Genomic DNA, 25,033 nt, shown 5'->3' with positions numbered 1-25,033 from the left:
ATAAAATCATTCGAATTTAGTATTTTTTCCTGAGATTTTTTTCATAATTTAACGCTTTTAGATATTGTTATTAATAATCATTATCAATATTATTCGCAGACAATTGTTACATGATTTAACAATAGCTACATTTTTACTGCATCTTTCCTAAAAATACATGCAGCTAAAAACTGGACTCCGTCTCTGTTAGGAATTTTAAAATGGCACGTATTCAAAGCCGTAAACATAAAACAGCCACTCAACTTGTTGCATTTGCTGCATCTTTACCCTTTATTGCACATGCAGAAAATGTACAAGAACCTATTGCTCAGCTCCCAACAATTGAAGCAAAAGCACAGGCAACACATGCGCCAGACTATAAAGCAGAGACGGTAAGTTCAGCAAAATACACGCAACCACTCATTGACACACCACAAACTATTTCCATCATTAAAAAAGAAGTTTTACAAGAACAAGGTGCGACATCTTTGGTCGAAGCCTTACGTAATACTCCGGGCATCACGCTACAAATGGGTGAAAATGGCAATACTAGTGCAGGTGATGCTTTTCAAATGCGTGGTTTTTCGACCCAGACATCAACCTATGTCGATGGAATCCGTGATTTAGGTGCAGTCAGTCGTGATATTTTTAACCTTGATCAAATTGAAGTCGTGAAAGGTCCATCAGGTACTGAAGCAGGTCGTGGGGCAGCATCAGGTTATATTAATCTCGTCAGTAAACTGCCCTCTCTCACCAACAGTAACCAAGTCAGTGCGAGTTTTAACACAGCAGAAAATGGTCGTTTGGCTGCGGATCTTAACCAAGCGATTAACAATAATACTGCGGTACGTTTAAATGTCATGGGACAACAAGGCGGTGTTGAAGGTCGGGATTATCTAGAAAATAACAGCTATGCCATCGCTCCTGCGATTGCTTTTGGTTTAGATACAGACACTCGTTTTTATTTGTATTCACAGCATGTTCAACAACGTAATATTCCAGATGGCGGTATTCCAAGCATTGGTATGAATGGCTATTACTATAAAAATAGTGATGATAAATTACCAAGTGATTTTAGAGATGCTTTGAATAAAGCCATTAATGGAGCTTCACCTGTAGATCGTGAAAATTTTTATGGACATGTCGATGACCATGAAGATGTCGATGCCAACATGATCACAGCGAAAGTTGAAAGTGATTTAGCAGACAATCTCAAGCTGACCAATATTTCACGTTTCGGCAAAACCAACATGAAACGTGTTTTAACAGGTGTCAATAGCTTGGTCATTACCGATGTCACCAAGCCGAATGATCCAAACAGTTGGTTAGTGACTCGTTCTCGTCAAGGGATTGATCAGGAAAATAAAATCTTAGCCAATAGCACCACATTGAATTTCAATGTTAAAACAGGTGCGATTGAGCATGATCTAGTTGCAGGTTTAGAGCTTTTACAAGAACAGCAATACTCTAAAAATATGTCACCGCAAGTCCCAGGTCAAGCAAGCCCTGTAGTCACAGCGAATTTATACCACCCTGATCGCAACCAACTGATGCCTTATCCAACTTATAATGGTGGCTACAGCGATGGTGAAACCAATACAGCAGCAGCTTATTTATTTGATACTTTAAAATTTTTAGAGGGTCGTCTACAACTCAACGGTGGTGTCCGTGTTGATTATTATGACACTGAATTTGATGCTCTGACTGTTTCAACAGATTCAAAGACATTAGCCGTAACAGAAAAAGCCACTGTACTTGGTGCACACGACACTTTGGTCAGTTGGAAATTGGGCGGTTTATTTAAACCAACAGCAAAAAGCAGTGTTTACGCTTCGTATGCAAAATCATTAACACCGCCTGGAAGTGCAAATTTTAACTTATCTGAAGAGGGCATTAATAGTTCAGCAGCAAAACCACAAGAAACCCACCATTATGAAGTCGGTACAAAGTGGGATTTATTGAATGACAAATTAGCTGTCAATGCAGCTGCGTATTATACAGAAAATGAAAACCAATTTACCCAAGATGCGATCACCAAAGAATCTATTCAAGAAGGTAAAACCACGGTTAAGGGTGTAGAGCTGAGTGCAGTAGGTCAACTGACAGAAGCATGGAATATTTCAGCAGGTGTGGCACACATGAAAACCGAGCAAGAAGATCAGCTCAGTGTTAATGCAACCACAGGTGCAATCACCAAAACTAACAACGTTCGCTGGTCACCTGAATGGACAGCTTCATTATGGACAACCTATAATTATGCTGGCTTTAAAATGGGTCTCGGTGCACGTTATGTCGATGAGCAAAAACGTGTGATTACAGACAGTACTACACCTGCACAAATGCCTTCTGTTCCTGACTATGTCGTGTTCGATGCAATGGCAGGTTATACATTTAACAAACATGCTGCTGTAAATTTAAATATCTATAACCTTGCAGATAAAGAATACATCAGCACTTTAAACAATGGAGGTAGCCGTTTAGTGTTAGGTCAACCCCGTTCTGCAACATTGAGTTTAAACTATAAGTTTTAAACCTAAATTATTTTGAATGTGTAAATGTCGTGTATGCTAGTCATGCACGACTTTTTCTTTATTAAAGGATGTCTGAAACCCTATGTTGTTGCATATTCCGCAAGTGCTTGCACCCGCCCAAGTCACAGAAATTCGCCAATTATTAGATACAACTGAACATTGGAAAAATGGTCGCCAAAGTGCAGGAGCTCAGGCACAGAAAATTAAAAATAATCTACAACTTGATGTCAATTCAGACATTTATCATGACATTTCAACGGCGATTTTACAGCGTTTAAAACAACAACTGCTTATTCAGTCTGCTGCGCTACCCAAACAAATTTTAAGACCAATGCTCAATTGCTACCAAGACGCAGGCAACTATGGCAACCATGTCGATAATGCTATTCATACCTGCCCAGATACAGGACGACTCATTCGTACCGATGTATCACTGACCTTATTTTTATCCAATCCTGATGAATATGAAGGTGGTGAACTAATCGTCGAAGATAACTATGGTTGTCATGAAGTTAAACTTGATGCAGGCGATGCGATTCTTTACCCTGCGACCAGTTTACATCGTGTTGAACCTGTGACTTCAGGCAAACGACTTGCTGCATTTACATGGATACAAAGCATGGTTAAAGATGACTGGCAACGCACCACACTATTTAACTTAGATATGACTATTATTAAATTGCGTCAACAACTAGGCGACTCAGAAGAAGTTCTAAATCTCACCCATCATTATCATAATTTATTACGGCAATGGGGCGATTTATGAGTACAGAAACTATTCTTGCTCCCTTAGAACAAATTCCACCAGATTTACAAACCATTGCGGATTATGAAATTCAAGCACAAAAGCATTTGCCTGATATGGTGTGGCACTATCTACAAGGCGGTGCAATGGATGAACAGAGTGTCAGAAATAATTTACAGCAATTTCAAAACATTCAACTTGTACCAAGATTGCTCAATGATCTGACGCAAGGTTCAACCGAGATTGAAATCTTTGGACAGAAATTTCCGCATCCGATTTTTCTTGCTCCAATTGGACATCAACAACAGTTCCATCCTGATGCAGAAGCAGCCACCGCTTTGGCAGCCGAAGTTTTGGGAAGCAATATGGTATTGAGTACTTTTACCAATACCGACATGCGACATTTAAAACAAGAAAATCCTTTGAAATGGTTTCAACTGTATTGGCAAGGTGATCGTGAAAAATCATTGGCTTTGGTACGACTTGCAGAGCAACAAAACTTTAAAGCGATTGTAATTACAGTGGATTCCCCACATACAGGCATTCGTGATCGTGAGCGTCGTGTGTTTTTCCAACTACCCGAAGGCATGCAACATCCACATACACCTGCACATATTCCCCTACCTGAATTAGAAGCGCATCAACATCCTGTATTTGAAGGTTTAATGCACATTGCACCGAAATGGGCGGACATCGAATTTATCATTGCAAATACAGATTTACCTGTGATTTTAAAAGGCGTACTACATCCGCTTGATGCTCAAAAAGCAGTAGAAATTGGTGTACAAGGCTTAATCATTTCCAATCACGGCGGGCGTGTTTTAAATACGTCTATTTCCCCACTGAAAGCCTTAGAAAGAATCAAAGCTGTGGTCCCTGCTGATTTTCCACTCTTACTCGATGGTGGTATTCGTCGTGGAACTGATGTTTTTAAAGCTTTGGCAATGGGTGCTGCTGCGGTCTTGATTGGTCGTCCTTACATTCATGGTTTAGCTGTGGCAGGTGCTTTGGGTGTGGCACATGTGATTAAAATTTTAAAGGAAGAATTTGAAATCACCATGGCTTTAATGGGAACAGCTACCGTGAAAGAAATCAACACAGATTATATTTCTCGAGAATAATCCTTTTTATGAAAATATTTTTCTTATTCCATATAAAAGCTGCAAATTAAGGAAATTATTTCCAAGATAACTGTTTTAGAATTAATCTCAAGTTAAACCATTTGCAAGTCATCCGTATATAAGCTGAGTTGTATTACCCACGATGAAGCTTATTTAAATTTACAGCAATTTTTTGTAAAAACACTTGTAAATTGAACAGATAGACACAATCTATATATGTAGTAAGTTGCCTTTATCCCTTGTCTTTACCGAAGCAACGAGCAACAAGAACTACACAAGGAGTTACCTCATGATGTTGGCTGATCCAAGTAAAAAATATCGTCGCATGTACCAACGTGTAGACTTGCCTGACCGTCAATGGCCAAACAACGAAATCAATAAAGCGCCGATTTGGATGAGCACGGATCTTCGTGATGGTAACCAAGCGATTTTTGAACCGATGAACATTGAACAAAAATTCAAAATGTTCCAAATGTTGGTGAAAATTGGCTTTAAACATATTGAAATTGGCTTTCCATCTGCATCACAAGTGGATTTTGATTTCACTCGTAAATTGATCGAAGAAGGTCATATTCCTGATGATGTTTATATCGAAGTTTTGGTTCAAGCACGTGATCATTTGATTGCACGTACTTTTGAATCTTTACAAGGTGCAAAACGCGCGATTGTACATATCTACAACTCAAACTCGCCAACCTTCCGTCAGAAAGTGTTGAATGTTGATGTTGCAGGTGCAAAACAATTGGCAATCAATGCTGCAACCAAAGTCAAAGAATATGCAGCAAAACAGCCTGAAACAGATTTTATTTTCCAATACAGCCCTGAATGCTTTACTGCAACTGAATTAGAAGTTGCGAAAGATGTGTGTGATGCTGTGACTGAAATTTGGGAAGCATCACCTGAAAATAAAGTGATTTTAAACTTGCCTGCAACCGTTGAAGTTTCTGGTCCTCACGTTTATGCCGACCAAATCGAATGGATGCACCGTAACATCCAACGTCGTGATGGCGTGATCATTTCAGTTCATTGTCATAATGACCGTGGTTGTGGTATCGCAGCATCTGAATTGGCAATCATGGCAGGTGCAGACCGTGTTGAAGGTTGTGTGTTTGGGAATGGTGAACGTACAGGTAACGTCGACGTTGCTGCGATTGCGTTGAACATGTATACCCAAGGTGTACCATGTGAATTGGATTTCTCAAATATCAATGAAATCATTGCCACTGTTGAAGAATGCACAGGCTTGCCTGTACATCCACGTCATCCGTATGCAGGTGATTTGGTCTTCACAGCATTCTCAGGTTCACACCAAGATGCGATTAAAAAAGGTTTCGAGTTCCAAAAGAACGAAGAAATGTGGGATATGCCTTATTTACCAATCGACCCACGTGATTTAGGTCGTGACTACGATGCAGTGATTCGTGTTAACTCACAATCAGGTAAAGGCGGTATTGCGTACTTGTTGGAATCGAACTACAACGTGGTATTACCTCGTCGTTTACAAGTTGAATTCTCGCAAGTGGTTCAACAAGTGGCTGATGATGAAGGTGTAGAAGTCACTGCACAACAAATTTGGACATTGTTCAAAGACACTTATGTTGCTGCCAAAGATGCGCATTATTCAGCGAAGAACTATCGTTTGTCGGATGAAAATGGCAACCAAGTGATTGAACTTGATATTGAAGTGAATGGTGAAACTCAGCATTTACGAGGCGAAGGTAACGGTCCTATCTCTGCAATCTTGAATGCACTTCAATTGCCGATTGATGTCTTGAACTATGAAGAACGCAGTATTAGCTCAGGTGCACATGCAAAAGCTTTGGCATTGATCGAATTACAAGTTCAAGGCAAAGGCAAGTCTGCATTCGGCGCAGGGGTTCATGACAACATTGTCACCTCATCTATTGAAGCGATTATTGCAGCAACCAACCGCTTGATTGATCAAGGTGTACTTAGCACAGACCAAGTAATTGCGGCAGCTGTATAAGCTGAAACTATATCAGCCATATCAATTAAAAGACTTTAGAAAGGATGCCCCAAGTGGTATCCTTTCTTTTATTCATCTATCCTCTTTTTATATTTCAAGGCGAATTATTCCTGTGTCCTTTCCTGCTGACTCGGTGGGTCTTGTTACCCCGCAAAAGTTTGAATTTGAAGAACCTTTAGAACTTGAATGTGGTCGTGTATTACCACTTCGAAATCATGGTCGAAACGTATGGTGAACTGAATGCAGATAAATCGAATGCTATTTTAATTTGTCATGCCCTATCAGGTCATCATCACGCTGCGGGTTATCATCATGAAGATGATAAAAAAGCAGGTTGGTGGGATGCATGCATTGGTCCAAATAAAGCCATTGATACCTCAAAGTTTTTTGTTGTTGCATTGAATAATATTGGTGGTTGTAGTGGTTCTACAGGACCAACTTCGCCAAATCCTGAAAATGAAAATCGTCCTTATGGACCAGATTTTCCTTTAGTTACTGTACGAGATTGGGTCAAAACCCAAGCAATGCTGTCTGATCGTTTAGGAATTGATGTTTGGTATTCAATTATTGGCGGTTCATTGGGTGGTATGCAGGCTTTGCAATGGTCGGTGGATTATCCAGATCGTTTACAAAAATGTGTGATTATTGCTTCTGCACCAAAACTTTCTGCACAAAATATTGCTTTTAACGAGGTGGCACGTCAGTCGATTCTGTCTGATCCTGATTTTCACGATGGACGTTATCTGGAAAATGACAGCTACCCAAAACGTGGTTTAATTTTGGCACGAATGGTTGGTCATATTACCTATCTGTCTGAAGAAGCGATGAAGCAAAAATTTGGTCGTGACTTAAAGTCTGGCAAATTTATGTATGGTTTCGATGTCGAATTCCAAGTTGAAAGTTATTTACGTTATCAAGGTGAACAATTCAGTCGTAACTTTGATGCCAATACCTATCTGATCATGACCAAAGCCTTGGACTACTTCGATCCATCTCGTGAGTATGGACAGTCACTCACCAAAGCCTTATCCAATACCAAATGCCGTTTTATGGTGGTGTCATTCACCACAGACTGGCGTTTTAGCCCACAACGTTCACAAGAAATCGTGGATGCTTTAGTATCAACGCATAAACCCGTTAGTTATTTAGACATTGATGCAGAACAAGGTCATGACTCATTCTTGTTCCCTATTCCTTTATATGTCAAATCATTACGTGCATTTTTAGGTGGTGAACAACATCTTCAAGCAACACCGAAGGAGATTGTATAATGCGTATTGACCATCAACTTGCTGAAAAATGGATTCAACCCGATTCACGTGTCCTCGACTTAGGTTGTGGCGATGGTGAGTTACTTGCACACATGAGTAAAAAACATAATATTCGTGCATACGGACTCGAAATTGATCAAGAAAAGATTGCAATTGCGGTCAGTAGAGGGTTAAATATTATCCAACAAGATTTAAATCTTGGTTTAGGTCGTTTTGCAGATCAGTCTTTTGACTACGTGGTCATGGCTCAAGCATTACAAGCCGTGGATGCACCCGATGTGCTATTGCGCGATATGGTGCGTGTGGGGAAACAAGCAATTATTACTTTTCCTAACTTTGCGCATTGGAAGACACGTTCTTTCCTTGCCTTAAAAGGGATGATGCCTGTTTCAAATGCATTACCGTATATGTGGTACAATACGCCAAATATCCACCTATGCACCTTTCGTGACTTTGAAGCACTGTGTGCTGAAAATCATATTCGTATTATTAATCGACTCGCTGTAAATGGGAACCAACAAGGGAGCTTACTGAGTAAGTCGATCCCAAATTTGTTCGGCGAAGTCGCAATTTATCGAGTGAGCGCTCTATGAAAAAATTATTATTAGGCAGTACATTATTTTTTGGGCTGCTGAGTTTTCAAGCCCATGCGGACTATATCCCGCAACAACAAAAATCAACTGCTGCACTCGCTGCACAGTATGCACAAATGAATGTAGCTGACTTAAGCAAAGCAGCTAAAGCAGGACAACCTGCTGCACAATTCTATCTTGCGACACGTTACCAATCAGGTAATGGCGTTGCTAAAGATTTAAAAGAGGCTTTTAGTTTATTTAAATCTGCGGCTGATCAAGGCATTTCTGCGGCACAACTGAATGTGGGCCGTATGTATGCAGACGGGATCGGAGTATCTAAAAATGAAGCATCTGCTCGTCAATATTTTGAAAAAGCAGCAAGTCATGGCGATAACCGTGCAAGCTTCAATCTAGCTGTGATGGAAGAACAAAAGAAAAATTACATCGGTGCTTATCAGTGGTATGAACTTTCTACCCGTGATGGCATGTTAGACAATAAAGTCATTAACATGTCTGAAACTAAAAAAACTGCATTGGCTGCCAACTTAACACCTGAACAAATCCGTACTGCACGTGATCGTGCTGACCGTTGGATTCAAACCCAATAATTTTTATTTTTGATTTGAGATTATATGAAGGAAGCACCATAAGGTGCTTTTTTTATGATTGCTACAAATTACAGTAAATTTCTAAATCGATCAGTCAATTTATTTTCTTACATCTTTCGCAAATCAGAAGTGTATTACTAACATTCAGGTCATATTTTTATACAATAATAACTGCGATTATCAAAATATATTCAAAACAACAATTAAGGATGATTTGATGAAATCAGTAGTCTGTCAAAATGCCGAATTAACAATAGAAAGCCTAGCACCACTTGTACCATCCAAAGGACAAGTTTTACTTGAAGTCATCCGTTGTGGAATCTGTGGTAGCGATTTACACATGCAGCATAACTGCGACCATATGCATAATTTGGCTGCAAAAGTTGGCTTTCAAGGCTTAGCTAGAAACTCAGATAAATTTGTTATGGGGCATGAATTTTGTGGCAAAATTTTAGATTATGGTCCAAAGACGCGTAAAAAATTTAAAACCGATACCCTTGTCTGTGCCATGCCTTTATTGCAATTGGATGAATTAGGCTATCAATCTACAGGACTGTCACCGAATGCATCGGGTGGCTATGCAGAACAAATTCTAGTTCAATCCAGCCTGATGTTTGAAGTTCCCAATGGTCTTGATGCAGACAATGCAGCTATGACTGAACCGATGGCTGTTGCTTTGCATGCTGTCCGACGCAGTCGAATCAAAAATAGTGAACCCGCTATTGTGATCGGATGTGGTCCTGTAGGGCTCGGTATTATTTTAATGCTCAAGGCGGCAGGCGTGAAAAAAGTCATTGCCAGTGACTACTCAGCCAATCGTCGTAAACTGGCTGAACGTTGTGGTGCTGATGTGGTGATTGATCCTGCACAAAACTCCCCTTTTGAAAATTGGAAAGAGCTTGGATTGTTGGGTGATGCTGGTGCTGCACTGAATATGGGGATGGACATTTTTACCAAAGTACAAGCCACAGGTATGCCTTGGTGGCATGCTTGGCGTGTCGCAGATAAACTGGGAGCTTTACCAAAACGTCCTGTTATTTTTGAATGTGTCGGTGTCCCTGGTATCTTGCAATATATTATTGATGGTGCTCCATTATTTTCCAAAATCGTGGGTGTGGGTGTCTGTATGCAAAGTGATCGTATTGAACCTGCATTGGCAATCAACAAAGAAATCGAAATGCAATTTGTTTTGGGCTATACCCCACTCGAATTTCGCGATGCTTTACACATGATTGCCGAAGGGAAAATTGACTGTTCGCCACTGATTACAGGCATCGTGGGCTTAGATGGTGTAACCAATGCATTCTCCGCACTGCGTGACCCAGAAAAACATGCCAAAATTTTAATTAATCCTCAACAGCAAGGATCAGAAATTCTGACCAAATCATCCACATCAATATGAGAATAAACATCTACATAATTAAATTTTTTATAATCAAGATCAAAGCATAAGTTGATGCTTTGATCATCGCCCCAATTTATCCAGTGCTATAAGATAAAGTGTATTAAACCATCATCAGATCAGTCGAATCTGCTCTAAAATCACGCCAAAATTGGGATTATCTGCATAATGAGCATTACGGTCTTCAATTTTATGAATCAGACTGTTCTTCTCTTCCTCATTAACGATTAACTGAATAATGGCTCTCGTGCGTTCCTGCAAATCATGCTCAGAAATACTGTCACTGCAAGCCAATTCAATCAATAAACATTCGGCAATGGTGATTACATAGGATTGTGTTGGATTTACCATATAGCACCTACAATTCATGGACTTATTTATATCCTAACTTTTTTGTCTATCTTTAGTAATCTCATTTTCGACCAAAGGTTAAATATTGATTTATTTATTGACATGAATTGATATTTTAATAATCACTAATAATATTATGTATTTAAATTGATCAATAATATCTGCAAACAAGGTCATTCAAAAATCATGTGTGCATTGGTCAATATCAGGTGACCACCGAATTGCAGGTCGCTCTGTTGACCAAAATCGACTAACATATACTTTTTTAAAACAGAGCAAAAATCATGTCTGCACAAGATTGGTTATCCCAAGGAACATTGGTACTCGCAAGCAATAACAAAGGCAAAATTGCTGAATTTGAAAAAATGTTTGCTGAGTTAAAACTGCCTGTCGAGGTTGTTCCACAAGGAAAACTTAATATTGAAGATGCGATCGAAGATGGTTTAAGCTTTGTTGAAAATGCCATTATCAAAGCACGCCATGCCTCTAAAATTTCAGGAAAACCTGCGATTGCAGATGACTCAGGGATTTGTGTCCCTGTTTTAGGTGGTGCGCCTGGCATCTATTCTGCACGCTATGCAGGTGAACACGGCGATGATGCTGCAAATAATGCAAAACTGCTGGAAAATTTAAAACCTTTACGCAAAGATGATCAACCGATCCAAGGCATGTTTGTTTGTGTATTGGCTTTGGTACAACATGCCGAAGATCCATTACCACAAATTTTCCAAGGCATTTGGCAAGGTGAAGTTTTGGAGGCTCCACGTGGAGCGAATGGCTTTGGTTATGATCCTTTATTTTGGCTGCCTGAACTCAACATTTCGAGTGCTGAAATGAGCAAAGATGAAAAAAATAAAATCAGTCATCGTGGACAAGCGATGCAATTATTTAAAGCGAGTTTAGAGAAGTAAAATCCTTACATGTCCCCTCCTTTTTCAAAGGTGAGAAACATCGTTTCGCAAGAGGGAGAGGTAATTTCGCTGAAATACCTCCTCTCTCAAATACAAAAGAGAAACTGATTTCAGTCATTGAAGCATCACTAAAATAAATGCACCACTCCCCCATAAATCACACAAACCACCACACTGACAATCGTGCCTGAAGCAATATATTTCGCTGAAACACCTGTACCTTGATAATGGGTTTCCAAAGCCACGATATTGGCAGCAGGCGGTAAACAGAACAATAAAAACATCACACCAATATAGGTATTAATATTCGGAAGTGGCAGCAGAACATAAGCCAATCCACACAAAATCAAACCACAGAACATTTTCAATACTGCAAGTTTGGCACTGGTTTGTATGTCTGCCCAATGGACTTTGGTTTTCCGTAGCCACATGCCCAAAACACACATGCCTGCAAAACTCATACTCCATTTTGCCAAGGTATAAACCCATTCCACGAGTTGTGCATTTTGAAAATGTTGCACATCAAAACAACGTAAAACACCTGCAACAATCAAGGCAATTACAGGTGGAGATTGCAGCATTTTTTTAAATAAATATAACTTTGGCTGCGGTTCCGAACTGACTGAAGTAACCGCCCAAGAATTACCGAAAATAGATACACCAATATACAAAGGAATCATCGCCATACTATGCTCAGTTCCAAAGATAGCAATGGCAATCGGAAAACCTAACCAAGCCATATTGGTATAGCTGAAACACAATGCAGCCAAGCGATCTTTAGACAGTTGCAGATAAACAAAGAACAGAATAAAACAGGAGAAAAAAGCAAATAAAATTAAAGTGATGCTGCCCGATTTATAAAATACCATATTGTAAATAATCACAATCGGGATAAAAATTCGTGCTAGACATAAAGATAATAATGGTTTGAGTTGCGCTGAAAATTGATCATTTGCCAGTATCAAACCACAAATAAAGGATAAAACTGGAAATAACAACGCCATCATCGCACACTCGATTCTCAAATCATGACTATAGTAGCACTTTAAAAATTGATGCATTTAAGCAATTGAAACTATTGGTGAGCAGTTCCTTGTCTTTAAATTGAAATATAGATGTCACTTTTTTGTCACAGATACCTGTTGAGATAAGCCCTAATGAAACAGGAGATTTATCATGGCTGGATTATCGATTTGGCACGTACTGATTTTTGCAATTGTGGTACTTTTATTATTCGGTACATCAAAACTTAAAAACTTAGGTAAAGATGTCGGTGGGGCGGTAAAAGACTTCAAAAAATCAATTAAAGATGATGACACAACAACTGCACTCAATGAACCTCGTACCTTAGAACATCAAAATACCAATGATGTGAACTCGACCATAAAAAACTGATACGGGAAGGTAGATCATGCTCGATGTTGGTTTTTCTGAATTACTGGTCTTTGGCATTATTGCTTTATTGGTCTTAGGTCCTGAGAAGCTCCCTGTCGCTGCACGTTTTGTAGGGAAATGGTATGCCAAAATCAAACGTACTGTCAGTAATGTACAGAATGACATTGATCGTGAACTTCGTCTTTCTGAATTGCGTGAGCAAATGCAGCTTGAAATGCAACGCATTCAAGAGCTTGAACAAAAAATGCAAGCGCAAATGCATGAGCTGCAACAAAACAAACTTGCTGAAGAAAAACAAAACAATGCAGCAAGCGCAAGCATTGCACCTAAATCCAGCAACATCACGTACCATTTTATGCAAGCATCAATTCCAACAGTATATCTTTCCCGTATTTGGCTGAAAAAGTTAGCAACATCCGTACATTCAGTTCAACGAGTTAAGCCACTTACGGTTGAAACAAAGCACTTAGAGGTTGCGGTATGAACAGCTCTTTTACCCCACAAGTTCACTCCGCTGAGCCCAATCCACAACCTGAATTAGAATCAATGCCGATCACCAAACATTTGATCGAATTAAGACGGCATTTGTTTAAAATTATCGGGGTGTTAATCGTACTGTTTTTTTGTTTACTGCCTTTTGCCAACAAAACCTATATTGCTTTGTCGGAACCATTAAGAGCACAGTTACCTGTCACATCAACCATGATCGCCACGGATGTCACAGCAACATTTATGGCACCATTTAAACTCAACTTTTTTATTGCTCTAATGTTGGCAATGCCTTTTATTATTTATCAAATTTGGGCTTTTGTGAAACCAGCGCTGTATGCCAAAGAGAAAACCTTGGCACTTCCCTTACTGATCGCAAGCATCAGTTTGTTTTATGCTGGCATTGCCTTTGCCTATTTTATTGCCCTCCCCTCAATTTTGCATTTTTTTATCAGTGTTTCACCAGAAACAGTAGCACCGATGACCGATATCAACAGCTATTTGGCTTTTTGTTTAAAGTTATTTTTGGTCTTTGGGCTGACTTTTGAAATACCAATTATTACCTTATTGCTCATTTTGATCGGGGTCGTCTCTACACAAGATCTTGTGGATAAACGTCGTTATATTATTGTGGGCTGTTTCTTTATTTCTATGTTTATCACACCACCTGATGCTATTTCGATGATTATGCTTGCGATTCCAATGTGGTTGCTGTTTGAACTCGGCTTATTATTTGGCAAAATTCTGGAAAAAAGACGCCTGAACGCAAGCTAAACTCTAAAACAGAAAATCATGCTGCTTCTTTCACAATTTTGACATTTTTTATTCATTAGACTGTCACCTGACTGTCAAAGCTCCGTCATATTTATTCTCTAAGTTAATAACAACTTTTATCACCATTGATTAACTTTAGGGAACCTTCCATGACCGAGCTGACGCCATATCATGAAGATCAAGAACTTGATAATAATACTTCTGACAACATCCATTTTCGTGACATTTTAGAACAACATATTACCCGTCGTAGCTTAATTGCAAAAACTGCTAGTGGTGCTGCTGCATTGGCTTTAGCCTCTACTCTCACAGGCTGTGGCGATGACAAAGACTCAGAAACAAATGTTACCCCTCCTACACCAACACCTGTTGACCCAAATAAAAAACCTGAAAAATTAACCTTCAAACCTGTCGCTAAAAATCTGAATGACATCGTGACTGTACCTGAAGGTTATGAAGCTACTGTGCTATATGCTATGGGTGACTCTATTAACCCTGCATATCCTGAATGGAATGATAATGCGGTTCCATCAGGTCCAAGCTTTCAATATCGTTCAGGTGACTGCCACGATGGCATGAGCTATTTTGGTTTAAATAAAACCAATAAAAACTATGACCCAAGCATTTCAGAAAGTGGTTTATTGGTCATGAACCACGAATATATCAACCCAACATTTTTACATCCAAAAGGACCAACAAAAACGGCTGATGGTCGTCGTCCTGAAGATGAAGTGATCCGTGAAGTCAATGCACACGGTGTTTCAATCATTGAATTGAAAAAAGACAAAACTACACAAAAAGTTGAAATTGTTAAAAACTCGATTTTCAATCGTCGTATTACAGCATCAACGGTGATGGATTTTGCAGGTGTGGTTGCAGGCTCTGACTTACTGGCAACCAAATATTCATCGGCAGGCAAACAAACTCGTGGTACCCACAATAACTGTGGTAATGGTTATACGCCATGGGGCACTTATCTAACCACTGAAGAAAATTATATTGGTTACTTCGTCCGTGCTAAAGGTGATGATGAAAAGCGTACCCCTGCAGAAATTATCGCATTAAAACGTTATGGCTTAAAAGATGGTGCAAGCTCACGTTATCAATGGGAAACTGCGGTTGGAACGCTGGAAAGCCAAGACCTTTATGATCGTTGGAATGCTTCTGTAACCGCATCTACGGCTGCACAGGACTATCGTAATGGTGCTAATACCTTTGGTTGGATTGTGGAAATCGATCCATTTAGTAATTTATCGAATCCTGTAAAACGTACTTCTCTTGGTCGTTTTGCCCACGAAGACTGTCGTGCAAGCCGTTTGATCGAAGGTGAAAATCTTGCGTTCTATATGGGTGATGACTCTCGTGGTGAGTATATTTATAAGTTTGTATCCGATGCCAAATGGTCTGCAAAAGACATCAATGGCGGCTACAAAGCAGGTGATAAATATATGAACTCAGGCAAATTATATGTTGCCAAATTTAATGCAGATGGAACAGGTCAATGGATTGAATTGGCATATGGTAAAAATGGTTTAGATGCCGCAAACAAAGTCTATCCATTTAAATCACAAGCTGAAGTAACTACCTTTGCTCGTCTTGCTGGTGATGCAGTGGGGGCGACCAAAATGGACCGTCCAGAATGGGTTGCTGTCAACCCTGAAAATGGTGAAGTTTATGTGACACTGACCAACAACTCAAACCGTGGTACAACACATCCACTAGATGCTGCGAATCCTCGTAACTACGAAGATCCTGAGGGCGGAAAAGGTAATGTGAATGGTCATATTATTCGCTTCCATGAAAAAGATAACAAAACCACTGCTGAAACATTTACATGGGATATTTACCTATTTGGTGCTGAAGCGAAGATGGCGAGTAACATTAACCTGTCAGGGCTGAATGACAATAATGACCTGTCTTCTCCAGATGGTATGTGGTTTGACCCACGTGGTGTGTTATGGATTCAAACTGATGATGGCGCATATACAGATACCACCAACTGTATGATGCTTGCTGCACTACCAGGTAAAGTCGGTGATGGTACCAAAGCAACCACATCTTCAGGTCAGGAAACCATTGTCGGGGCGAAAATGACTGATGATAATTTACGCCGTTTCCTTACAGGACCTACAGAATGTGAGATTACTGGTGTGACCATGACTCCAGACCACAAAGCGATCTTTATCAACGTACAACATCCAGGTGAAGACTCTGCAAGCTATGACAAACCAACAAGTCATTGGCCAGCAACACAAAAGGATGCTAGCAACAAAACTGCACGTCCACGTTCTGCAACTGTGGTCATTACCCGTAAAGATGGCGGTACGATTGCAGGCTAAATCTGCAAGCTACTGATCATTTATAAAAGCCACATGTATTTCGGTACATGTGGTTTTCTATTTGCAAATCAGTCTATTCACTTTCACTACATCCCCAACTTTTTCGCCCTGTTGAGTTTTCTCAAACCATTGAATTTTATCATTGTGAACAGTTAAGAAATTGGAACAACGGGTACCATATACAGGGCTTTGAATAAAGGTCGAAGACAATAAATGCTCCATTTCAGTATTGATGCCTGTATTTGGTAATAAATCTGGAATAATTTTGCGCTCATCTTGCAAAATATCCCACGCAGCATGCTCTAAGTCCTGCTCAGGTGTCGATGACAATTGCAACATCGGTAAAAACTCTTGAGTAAAACGTTTACGCAAATGTTTGGTCTTTTCCCAATCTTCACTGAGTAAACCATTAGACACCACAAAAACACCTTTGGCTAAGACCTGAGGAGCTTCACCACGATTACTCATATATACCGCTTGATTTTGATCTCCAATAAATAGGTTAAATCCTGCATAGTCACATTGCTGTTTTTCTAAGTCTTGTGCAAAACGAATCGGAGTTTGTGTTGACGCTAAAAATGCTTGAATCAAATGCCCTCGTGAGGTGGGATAAGTATTTTTATCATGACCATCCCGATGGTTGGTGACAATCGCCCAACGTCCCTGCTCCGTCACCCCCATCCATGTGCCACCTGATTGTAAATCTTGCCCTGCAATAATTGGACTATTTTCCCAATGATGCAGTTGTGAAGTAGGGCGATGATAAAATTCATCTCGATTTGAAATCAAACATAATGGCATATCTTCAAGGACTTGCCATGCCAAAGCCACAATACACATATTTTTATTCCATTTTGTATTACTTTAAGTTTACACATTGAATGTACAACATTTTTCATATCTTTCAGCTAAAATCTGTGCAAAACAGAATACAAAGGAATTTTGATGCTGACCTACCCAAATATCGATCCAGTCGCAATCGCACTGGGTCCACTGAAAGTACATTGGTATGGAGTCATGTATCTACTGGCATTTTTATGTGCTTGGGGACTGGCAACCTATCGCGCAAAACAACGTACCAACTGGAATTCAGAAATGGTTTCCGACCTTGTATTTTATGGGGCTTTAGGTGTCGTACTTGGTGGACGTATTGGTTACGTATTATTTTATGAGTTCGACAAATTTATTGCTGATCCAATCTGGTTATTTAAAGTCTGGACAGGCGGCATGAGCTTTCATGGTGGCTTCCTCGGTGTCATGGTTGCGATGTTGTTATGGTGTCATAAATACAAAAAGACATGGTTTGAAACTTTGGACTTTATCGCACCCTGTGTACCCACAGGTTTAATGTTTGGTCGTTTTGGTAATTTTATCGGTGGTGAATTGTATGGTCGCCAAGTATCTGATCCAAACTTTGCATTGGGCATGATTTTCCCAACTGACCCGTTACACTTAGTTCGCCACCCATCACAGCTCTATCAAGCCCTGTGTGAGGGTTTATTACTCTTTATCATCTTATGGTGGTTTAGTTCAAAACCTCGCCCACGTTATGCTGTTTCAGCGATTTTCTTAATGGGTTATGGCTGTGCTCGCTTCTTTATGGAATTCTTCCGTGAACCTGACGCAGACCAAGGTTATATCTTATTTGGCTGGATGACCAAAGGACAAATTTTATCATTCCCAATGATTTTGATTGGCTTATGGATGATTTGGTATGCCTATCAAAAGAAAATCTTTGATTGGGGACCACAGAAAAACACCTAATGATTTAAAAACTAAAAACCACTCAAAGCGAATATTTAAATCAAATATTCGCTTTTTTCTTTAATGACACGCCCACAAAAACACAACTTTAGAGAAATCGCATTGTTTAAGATCATCGGGGTGAATATACCATTGTGCAATACCACTATCACACCACTCCAAACCTTCATCTGTATCTAACTGCATTAACAACAGATGATCTTCGATGCCAAATTCAGTTCGGTGATCTGTGGAATGTAGATAATTTGCATAACCACCTATTCGATGCCCACCCTCACTTTGAAAATCCTCAGTATAAGGCATTTGATAATGCTGATAGGCATGTAAAATATCCTCATAATTCGAACTGACATATACCTCTTGACGGTTAAAAAGTAGTGGTGCAAAACGGTAGTCAAAAAAGGTCATATATTGTTGAGCTTTGTTAAATGCTAAAGCACTCCCATCCACCCATAATTGTGCCTCATCCTCAGAAATTTCCGAAAAATTTCTCAGTGTTTCACGAGTTTTAAGTAAGGATTCATCTTCATTCACCTCTGGAAAATACAGCACACGATGATTCAACTGTACATGTTCAAGGCTCTCATCCATGCCCAAATCCCACGCTTTCATATTGAGATAGAACTGCACAATTCCCTTTTCAGGAAAACCATCCAACTGAGGAATTTCTGAAAAATTAATTTGCGCCAAAAATTGCAAAGGTTCATTACTCACCTGAGAGCAAGGATATTCACTCTCCAAAGGAAAATAAGGATACATCCCCAAATTACTTTGCCATAAATGCACATGACTTTTTTCTTCCCGATCAAATTCGACACATGTCTGTAAGGTTGATTCGATGGTTTTGATTAAAGGGCGAAATTGTTCTGGTAATTGTGCTATTTTTGACATTTCTCTATTCCATCTTATTTTGGATGACTACGTAACTAAAACTCTTCTTTTCAACAAGTTCATTTATACTAAAAACATCCTTTGAACATACACACATATTATGCTTGAATTTTGGTTTGATCCACAAACACCTGTCTTTAAAAAATTTCTGATCTTGATTGTGATCGCCATTGCCACTGTATTGCTCTATCGCATGCAACCTTTGGCATATACAGCGATCTTAATGTTTGTTGCAACGGGAGTAATTTTTCTCATCTGTCGTTATTGTAAAATACATTTTGCAGCAAAAAATCCCACAGGTATTGTGTATCGCATACTGACATGGATTCCAATCGCACTGTTATTGGCATTGATCTTTAAAAATATGAATCAAGGAGAAATTTTAATTCCGGGTGCTCAAGGCATTGGCTTTATGGCATTGGCAGTGTGTTTATTTTCACCCTTGTCATTACTTCATCAAAATAAACCAACACAAGCGCCTTAACCATGCTAGATTTTTGGTATTCCGAACGCTGCACACGACAAGTTAAATTAATCGTCAGCATCATGCTATGTATAGCAATTTATTATTGTTCAAGTATTGCCAAACTTAGTCCATTATTTGTCGCAATCAGTTTAGCAATAGGCATTGCTTTACATGTGTTAAAACAGCTCAGTTTGAAAATATTGGCATCCAGCATTCAGGTTAAACTTTTGAAAATATTGACTGCGCTATTCCCTATTTTCGCTTTGGCAATCATGACATGGTTTCTACCAAAGCAAGACCTGATTTACCTGATCTTGCAATGTTTTGGCTTTATGGCACTTGGCTTCATTCTCATTGCAAATTATGAAAATCGTGCCAAACGTACGGATTAAAAAGGAAGATTTTCCCGAATAAGCTTCCTTTTTAATCTAGCCATTTTCATCTAAAAATGTCTTTGAAATCAAGATGATTAAGCTTGTAAACGATAATATTTATAAGTCACATCGCCTTTGTAAACATCATAGCTACGTTGTTTAAAGTCCGAAACCCATTCCGTACCTGTATAACCTGCAATATGCCCATAACGATGTTTACGGGTACGATCGATAATATAAATATCACCTTCTTGCGGATTATCAAAAGCGGGTTGAATTTGCTTATAACCGATTTCTTCGAGCGTTCCGCCCCAATCTGCTGCAGCAACAGGATGATTGGTAAATTTAGCACCTGCCGTTTGCAAAGCGATACGAATACTTCGTGCACAACGTGCTGAACTGGTACGTGCAGAAATACTGTCTAATTTATTAATAAATTTATCAATATCAATTTGAAATGCATTGCTCAATGAAAACTGATTGGCTTGTGCAACTTTCAATTTATTTTTTTGAATAATTGCTGTTGGGTCAAAATCCTCTTGCTGAGGATAGAAAGAACCATGTTCAAGTTGAAAAATAAACTGACTCGCAGTATGGCTTGCGTGTACATCTGATACGGGTTGAGTATTTAAATCGACGATCATTGCTCAACCTCATCCTTGTTTCTTTGAACCTGTCCTACCATAAAAAGACCAATACACTCATGAAAGAAGCAGTGATACTAGCCATAGATTCTTAAAAAGTGGTTAATGTAAATGTAATAAAATTTGTGAATGTAAATGAGAATAGTTTAAGTTGCTCTTTCTACGCTCCTTTTTCGGAAATATTTTCTATATCAATTTTAAATATATTATTATCATTTTTTATGCAATAAAAACTTATTGTGAAACATATCACAAAATAGACCTATCCCTTAATAGGTCTATTGAGCTGCATTCCCTCAACCTGATCTCCCTCATACCATTGAGTTTAGATCATTAAGAACAATCCCAGTTATACATTACTTTGGAAAAATCACGCTTTTTCAAATCATCAGGATGAATGAAGAAATTGGCAACACCACAATCTCCCCATAAAATTTCGACATCTTCCTGTCCCGAACTATCAAGCTGAAATAGCAAAACATAGTCTTTAAAACGCTCATCATTACCACGAGGATCATCTTGTGTGAAGTAAGGATAACCGCCTAAATGATGACCACTCGCACTAAATGTCTCATCATACTGATCATAGATTTCTTCTTCATCCACCTGTTCACCCTCTAAGCCATAAGGATCAAAGATGGTCTCAGCAAAAGCATGATCACCTATTGAAATATAACGTTCATCTGCCACAAACTGTACAGCATACTGCCCTGTCACAGGGTTCATGTCCTGATCCAAATCTTGTATCGGAAATTCCTGCAACAATTGTGCAACATCTTGTGTAACTTGTTCATGAAAAATGATACGGAAATTATTTTGATTTTGTGGCTCATCAAAATCTAAACCCCATAAATCATCTTCAATATCAATAAAAAATTGCAAAATACCTGCACTTGGATACACCGTATTTTCAGGTAATTCAGCAAAATTAATCTGTGCCAATAAAACTAAAGCTCGACTTTCTTCATTCTGTGGATAGTCTAGACTTAAAGGAAAATACGGATCACCACCCACTTTACTTTGCCATACAGTCAAATCCTCAGCAGGTGTTAAATTTAACTCAATCACAGACTTTTTTGTTGCCAAATCTGTGGCTTATATTGTTGAATAAATTCAGGAAGCGTGTTCCAGCTGATCTCCATTGTTTTTCTCTCTTGTTATCACTATTAAAATAAAAACAACTTTAGTATAAACTGCTCAGTTAAGCAAAAGTATGACACGCTCAACGCAAAACGCCATGAAATGTCGCTGAACATTTCAAAGCGCACGAGCCTAATCTGGAATCAATATGAAAGCGTATTTAGACCTTCTACAACACATCCTCGACAATGGTGGCGACAAAGGCGACCGTACAGGCACAGGAACACGTTCTGTATTTGGTCATCAAATGCGTTTTGACCTATCTAAAGGCTTTCCACTACTCACCACCAAAAAAGTCCATTTCCGTTCGATTGTGATTGAACTGTTATGGTTTCTTAAAGGTGATACCAATGTTCAATATTTAAAGGACAATAAAGTATCGATTTGGGATGAATGGTCGACTGCTGAACAAACTGCACGTTTTGGTCGTCCTGAAGGTGAGCTTGGTCCTGTCTATGGTCATCAATGGCGTAACTTTGGTGCAACCAAAAAAGCCGATGGTTTGTATGAAAATGATGGTTTTGATCAAATCAAATGGTTGATCAATGAAATCAAAACCAATCCAAACTCTCGTCGCTTAATCGTGTCTGGTTGGAATCCGAATGAAGCGGGTAATGTTGCATTGCCACCGTGTCATACCTTGTTCCAGTTCTTTGTACAAAATGGCAAATTATCTTGTCAGCTCTACCAACGCAGTGCCGATGTATTTCTCGGTGTGCCGTTTAATATCGCAAGCTATGCCCTGCTCACACACATGATCGCGCAAGTGTGTGGCTTAGGTGTGGGGGACTTCGTTTGGACAGGTGGCGATACACATTTATATGCCAACCATTTTGAACAAGCACAATTACAATTGAGCCGTGAACCATTGCCTTTATGTCAATTAAAACTCAATCCTGAAATTACAGACATTTTCGATTTTAAATTTGAAGATATTGAAATTGTAGGTTATGAATCACATCCTGCAATTAAAGCACCTGTAGCAGTTTGATTTTAAAATAATGTATTGATAAATTCCCTTCCTCCTTCTAGCAGTTACTTCCTCTAAAAAGATGAGCTGCATTACTGTGTAAGTGGAAGGGATTAAAAATGAGTTTACTATGACATTTAAAAATTTAGAAGTTGTACATGTCGTTGCAATGGATCAGCAACATTGTATTGGCAAAGGTAATGATCTTCCTTGGCATATTTCAGCCGACCTAAAACACTTCAAAGAAATCACCCAAGGCGGTGTAGTGGTAATGGGACGTAAAACCCTTGAATCAATGGGACGTACCCTGCCAAAACGTGTCAATTGGGTGATTACCCGTGATCAAAATTGGTCATTTGATGGTGTAAAAACAGCACACAGTATTGAAGATGCTTTAGAACAAGCCATTCCCGATGTATTGGCTTCAGAAAAACCTGATACGATTTTTATCATTGGTGGTGGTGAAATTTTTAAACAAACCATTCACATGGCAGATCGTTTAGAACTTACCCATGTTGAACTCGATGTACAAGGTGATGCACATTATCCTGCGATTCCTGCTGAATTTAAAAAAGTCGCATCTGAATCACATATTGATGACAAAACAGCTATTGCTTTTGAGTTCGCAACTTATCGAAAATAAGCATTAATTCAAATCATGACTTTGAAATATGCAAGAATTCCAAAAAAAATCAATTTTTCATCGCTTTGGAATGGGATTACTCCATTCCATTTTTAGCCTTTTTGTGGTCATTTCTTCTCTTTGGCTATGCGGTGTCATTTGGTTTCAAGAACCTTTGGGGATGCTATTTAGTCGTGTTCTTATCGGAATTTGGATTGTATTTTCACTCAGTATTTTAGGCATTTATATTCGACAAAATATTTTTAGCCGATTTAAAGATATTCTCATTTATGTGGTGGCTTTTTTACTGAGTTTACTGTGGTATTTTAATATTCCTGCCAAACAAGATCGTGACTGGAATCCTGAAGTAGATCGCTTATTTACCTATAAAAAACAAGGGGATATTGTCACTATTCAGAACGTTCGAAATTTTGATTGGAAAACTGAAGATCAGTACGATGCTCACTGGGACACACGAAGTTATAACTTAAATAACATCACAGGGGTCAATATCATTACCTCTTATTGGATGGGTCCACAAATTGCGCATACTTTAGTGAGTTTTGATTTTTCGGACCAAAAACCCTTGGTCTTTTCGATTGAAATCCGTAAGGAAAAAACCGAAAGTTTTTCAGCAATTGGTGGATTTTTCCGTAAATACGAACTAAGTCTGATTGCCGCAGATGAAAAAGATTTGATTTATACACGTAGCAATGCACGTAATGAACAGGTGTATTTTTTCCCAATCAATATGCAAAAAGCTGAAACTCGTGCTTTATTCGAAGAATATTTGAGTAAAACCGATGAGTTAGCACAACAACCAAAATGGTATAACACCCTAACCAGCAACTGTACCACTTTGGTTTTTGACATGATCCAAGCCATTTCACCAAAAGAATTACCGATTGATTATCGCTTGCTGGCATCAGGTTATTTACCAAATTATCTCTATGACTTGGGGGCTTTGGACTCTCAGTGGAATATGAAGCAATGGTATCAGCATGCGCATGTCAACCCACGTACAGATCAGTTTAAACATTTTAAATATCAAAGTAGTGAGAACTATTCCAAAGTCATTCGTGCAGGCTTAGTAAAAACCGTCACAAAGGGTTCATAATTCAGCAATTTTTTAACGCTTAGATACATTGTCAAGCTAGTGATTTGCATGATTTTTTGTTTATATAGAGGCAATCTATATTTTTGAGAACATCATGCTAAAAAATCTGTTATGGGTTGGTCTTGTATCTGCAACAATCGTAGGCTGTTCAACCACACAGTCCCTACAACAACAAGAAAACTTAGCATTATTGCAAAATAAAACTTGGGTCATGACCCATATCGGTGCAACTGAATTTGCAAAAAAAGCCGAGACACCCATCATTCAATTTGGCAGTGATTTACGTATCAGTGGCTCAGATGGTTGTAACCGTGTCATGGGCAATTATGCAGTCAAAGATCACCGTTTAAACCTCGGTGAAATCGCTTCAACTAAAATGCTCTGTCAAAATAATATGGATGTTGTTGCAAAATACAATACTGCCCTAAAGCAAGTCATGGGCTATCAAGTCTATAATCAAACCTTAAAGTTATTGGATAAACATGGCAATGTTGTTCTGCAATACCACACTGCGCCATAATTTTGGACATATTCAAACAGCATCAAAATTTGCATTGTTAGGTTTTT

General features: G+C 39.0%; 24 protein-coding genes and 2 pseudogenes. 20 read left to right on the top strand and 6 right to left on the bottom strand.

The genetic code is table 11. The features are described from left to right. Positions 1 to 200 precede the first annotated feature (200 nt). The 8 genes and pseudogenes from AVJ19_RS08435 to AVJ19_RS08400 all read left to right on the top strand — a co-directional run bounded on the left by AVJ19_RS08435 (position 201) and on the right by AVJ19_RS08400 (position 10,219). Positions 201 to 2,510 carry a catecholate siderophore receptor Fiu gene (locus AVJ19_RS08435; protein WP_111859304.1) on the top strand — a complete coding sequence of 770 codons (2,310 nt, stop codon included), beginning with the start codon at positions 201 to 203 and terminating at the stop codon, positions 2,508 to 2,510. A gap of 82 nt (positions 2,511 to 2,592) precedes the next feature. Beyond that, a complete protein-coding gene (locus AVJ19_RS08430) occupies positions 2,593 to 3,276 on the top strand; it encodes a Fe2+-dependent dioxygenase (protein ID WP_111859303.1) in 684 nt (227 codons plus the stop codon). Beyond that, positions 3,273 to 4,376 carry an alpha-hydroxy acid oxidase gene (locus AVJ19_RS08425; protein WP_111859302.1) on the top strand — a complete coding sequence of 368 codons (1,104 nt, stop codon included), beginning with the start codon at positions 3,273 to 3,275 and terminating at the stop codon, positions 4,374 to 4,376. The genes AVJ19_RS08430 and AVJ19_RS08425 overlap by 4 nt, the downstream gene beginning before the upstream one ends. 289 nt (positions 4,377 to 4,665) lie before the next feature. After that, entirely contained in the window at positions 4,666 to 6,363 is a 1,698-nt protein-coding gene (gene leuA / locus AVJ19_RS08420; protein WP_087552384.1) for a 2-isopropylmalate synthase, read from the top strand. Between the two features lie 112 nt (positions 6,364 to 6,475). Further along, positions 6,476 to 7,634, top strand: a pseudogene (gene metX / locus AVJ19_RS08415) (homoserine O-succinyltransferase MetX). Beyond that, complete coding sequence (gene metW, locus AVJ19_RS08410) at positions 7,634 to 8,227, top strand: methionine biosynthesis protein MetW (RefSeq protein ID WP_111859301.1); 594 nt, start codon at positions 7,634 to 7,636, stop codon at positions 8,225 to 8,227. The pseudogene metX and the gene metW overlap by 1 nt, the downstream one beginning before the upstream one ends. Then, positions 8,224 to 8,817, top strand: a complete 594-nt coding sequence (locus AVJ19_RS08405) for a tetratricopeptide repeat protein (protein WP_111859300.1) — start codon at positions 8,224 to 8,226, stop codon at positions 8,815 to 8,817. Before metW ends, AVJ19_RS08405 begins: the two co-directional genes overlap by 4 nt. A gap of 217 nt (positions 8,818 to 9,034) precedes the next feature. Then, complete coding sequence (locus tag AVJ19_RS08400) at positions 9,035 to 10,219, top strand: zinc-binding dehydrogenase (protein WP_111859299.1); 1,185 nt, start codon at positions 9,035 to 9,037, stop codon at positions 10,217 to 10,219. Between the two features lie 114 nt (positions 10,220 to 10,333). Here AVJ19_RS08400 and AVJ19_RS08395 read toward each other — a convergent pair whose 3' ends face one another. Next, complete coding sequence (locus AVJ19_RS08395) at positions 10,334 to 10,570, bottom strand: hypothetical protein (RefSeq protein WP_111859298.1); 237 nt, start codon at positions 10,568 to 10,570, stop codon at positions 10,334 to 10,336. A 284-nt stretch (positions 10,571 to 10,854) separates the two neighbouring features. On the opposite strand from AVJ19_RS08395, the gene rdgB reads away from it, so the two are divergent. Next, a complete protein-coding gene (gene rdgB / locus AVJ19_RS08390; RefSeq protein WP_111859297.1) occupies positions 10,855 to 11,481 on the top strand; it encodes an RdgB/HAM1 family non-canonical purine NTP pyrophosphatase in 627 nt (208 codons plus the stop codon). 128 nt (positions 11,482 to 11,609) lie between these two features. On the opposite strand, the gene AVJ19_RS08385 is transcribed toward rdgB, so the two are convergent. Then, positions 11,610 to 12,485 (bottom strand): permease, encoded by an 876-nt coding sequence (locus AVJ19_RS08385; RefSeq protein ID WP_111859322.1) that lies wholly within the window; start codon positions 12,483 to 12,485, stop codon positions 11,610 to 11,612. A 172-nt stretch (positions 12,486 to 12,657) separates the two neighbouring features. Here AVJ19_RS08385 and tatA point away from each other — a divergent pair, with 172 nt between their 5' ends. From tatA to AVJ19_RS08365, 4 genes are all read left to right on the top strand, one after another. Then, positions 12,658 to 12,876 carry a Sec-independent protein translocase subunit TatA gene (gene tatA / locus AVJ19_RS08380; RefSeq protein WP_111859296.1) on the top strand — a complete coding sequence of 73 codons (219 nt, stop codon included), beginning with the start codon at positions 12,658 to 12,660 and terminating at the stop codon, positions 12,874 to 12,876. 16 nt (positions 12,877 to 12,892) lie between these two features. Further along, entirely contained in the window at positions 12,893 to 13,360 is a 468-nt protein-coding gene (tatB, locus tag AVJ19_RS08375) for a Sec-independent protein translocase protein TatB (RefSeq protein WP_111859295.1), read from the top strand. Next, positions 13,357 to 14,139, top strand: a complete 783-nt coding sequence (gene tatC / locus AVJ19_RS08370; RefSeq protein ID WP_111859294.1) for a twin-arginine translocase subunit TatC — start codon at positions 13,357 to 13,359, stop codon at positions 14,137 to 14,139. Before tatB ends, tatC begins: the two co-directional genes overlap by 4 nt. Before the next feature lie 149 nt (positions 14,140 to 14,288). Then, on the top strand, positions 14,289 to 16,478 hold the full coding sequence (locus tag AVJ19_RS08365; RefSeq protein ID WP_111859293.1) for a PhoX family protein: 2,190 nt from the start codon (positions 14,289 to 14,291) through the stop codon (positions 16,476 to 16,478). A gap of 57 nt (positions 16,479 to 16,535) precedes the next feature. On the opposite strand, the gene AVJ19_RS08360 is transcribed toward AVJ19_RS08365, so the two are convergent. Further along, positions 16,536 to 17,318, bottom strand: a complete 783-nt coding sequence (locus tag AVJ19_RS08360) for an NRDE family protein (protein WP_111859292.1) — start codon at positions 17,316 to 17,318, stop codon at positions 16,536 to 16,538. Between the two features lie 105 nt (positions 17,319 to 17,423). Between AVJ19_RS08360 and lgt the strand changes: the two genes are divergently transcribed. Further along, entirely contained in the window at positions 17,424 to 18,242 is an 819-nt protein-coding gene (gene lgt / locus AVJ19_RS08355; RefSeq protein WP_111859291.1) for a prolipoprotein diacylglyceryl transferase, read from the top strand. Between the two features lie 60 nt (positions 18,243 to 18,302). Here lgt and AVJ19_RS08350 read toward each other — a convergent pair whose 3' ends face one another. Beyond that, positions 18,303 to 19,133 (bottom strand): YwqG family protein, encoded by an 831-nt coding sequence (locus AVJ19_RS08350; RefSeq protein ID WP_111859290.1) that lies wholly within the window; start codon positions 19,131 to 19,133, stop codon positions 18,303 to 18,305. Positions 19,134 to 19,233: 100 nt separating this feature from the next. Between AVJ19_RS08350 and AVJ19_RS08345 the strand changes: the two genes are divergently transcribed. Further along, positions 19,234 to 19,617: a hypothetical protein gene (locus tag AVJ19_RS08345; RefSeq protein WP_111859289.1), complete on the top strand. Its 384-nt coding sequence runs from the start codon at positions 19,234 to 19,236 to the stop codon at positions 19,615 to 19,617. A gap of 2 nt (positions 19,618 to 19,619) precedes the next feature. Then, positions 19,620 to 19,991, top strand: coding sequence for a hypothetical protein (locus AVJ19_RS08340; protein ID WP_111859288.1), 372 nt, complete (start codon positions 19,620 to 19,622; stop codon positions 19,989 to 19,991). 77 nt (positions 19,992 to 20,068) lie between these two features. Here AVJ19_RS08340 and AVJ19_RS08335 read toward each other — a convergent pair whose 3' ends face one another. Both AVJ19_RS08335 and AVJ19_RS08330 read right to left on the bottom strand, forming a co-directional pair. Beyond that, entirely contained in the window at positions 20,069 to 20,617 is a 549-nt protein-coding gene (locus AVJ19_RS08335) for a hypothetical protein (RefSeq protein WP_111859287.1), read from the bottom strand. 333 nt (positions 20,618 to 20,950) lie between these two features. After that, positions 20,951 to 21,759, bottom strand: a pseudogene (locus AVJ19_RS08330) (YwqG family protein). 146 nt (positions 21,760 to 21,905) lie between these two features. On the opposite strand from AVJ19_RS08330, the gene thyA reads away from it, so the two are divergent. The 4 genes from thyA to AVJ19_RS08310 all read left to right on the top strand — a co-directional run bounded on the left by thyA (position 21,906) and on the right by AVJ19_RS08310 (position 24,986). After that, complete coding sequence (gene thyA, locus AVJ19_RS08325; RefSeq protein WP_111859286.1) at positions 21,906 to 22,748, top strand: thymidylate synthase; 843 nt, start codon at positions 21,906 to 21,908, stop codon at positions 22,746 to 22,748. A 109-nt stretch (positions 22,749 to 22,857) separates the two neighbouring features. Beyond that, positions 22,858 to 23,370 (top strand): dihydrofolate reductase, encoded by a 513-nt coding sequence (locus AVJ19_RS08320; protein WP_111859285.1) that lies wholly within the window; start codon positions 22,858 to 22,860, stop codon positions 23,368 to 23,370. 28 nt (positions 23,371 to 23,398) lie between these two features. After that, positions 23,399 to 24,466: a DUF4105 domain-containing protein gene (locus AVJ19_RS08315; protein WP_171334182.1), complete on the top strand. Its 1,068-nt coding sequence runs from the start codon at positions 23,399 to 23,401 to the stop codon at positions 24,464 to 24,466. Positions 24,467 to 24,560: 94 nt separating this feature from the next. Beyond that, entirely contained in the window at positions 24,561 to 24,986 is a 426-nt protein-coding gene (locus AVJ19_RS08310) for an META domain-containing protein (RefSeq protein ID WP_111859284.1), read from the top strand. Positions 24,987 to 25,033 lie beyond the last annotated feature (47 nt).

The sequence above is a fragment of the Acinetobacter sp. CFCC 10889 genome (assembly GCF_003268395.1).
In the GTDB taxonomy this organism is placed as follows: Bacteria; Pseudomonadota; Gammaproteobacteria; order Pseudomonadales; family Moraxellaceae; genus Acinetobacter.
This window is presented reverse-complemented; position numbering and strand designations above follow the sequence as displayed.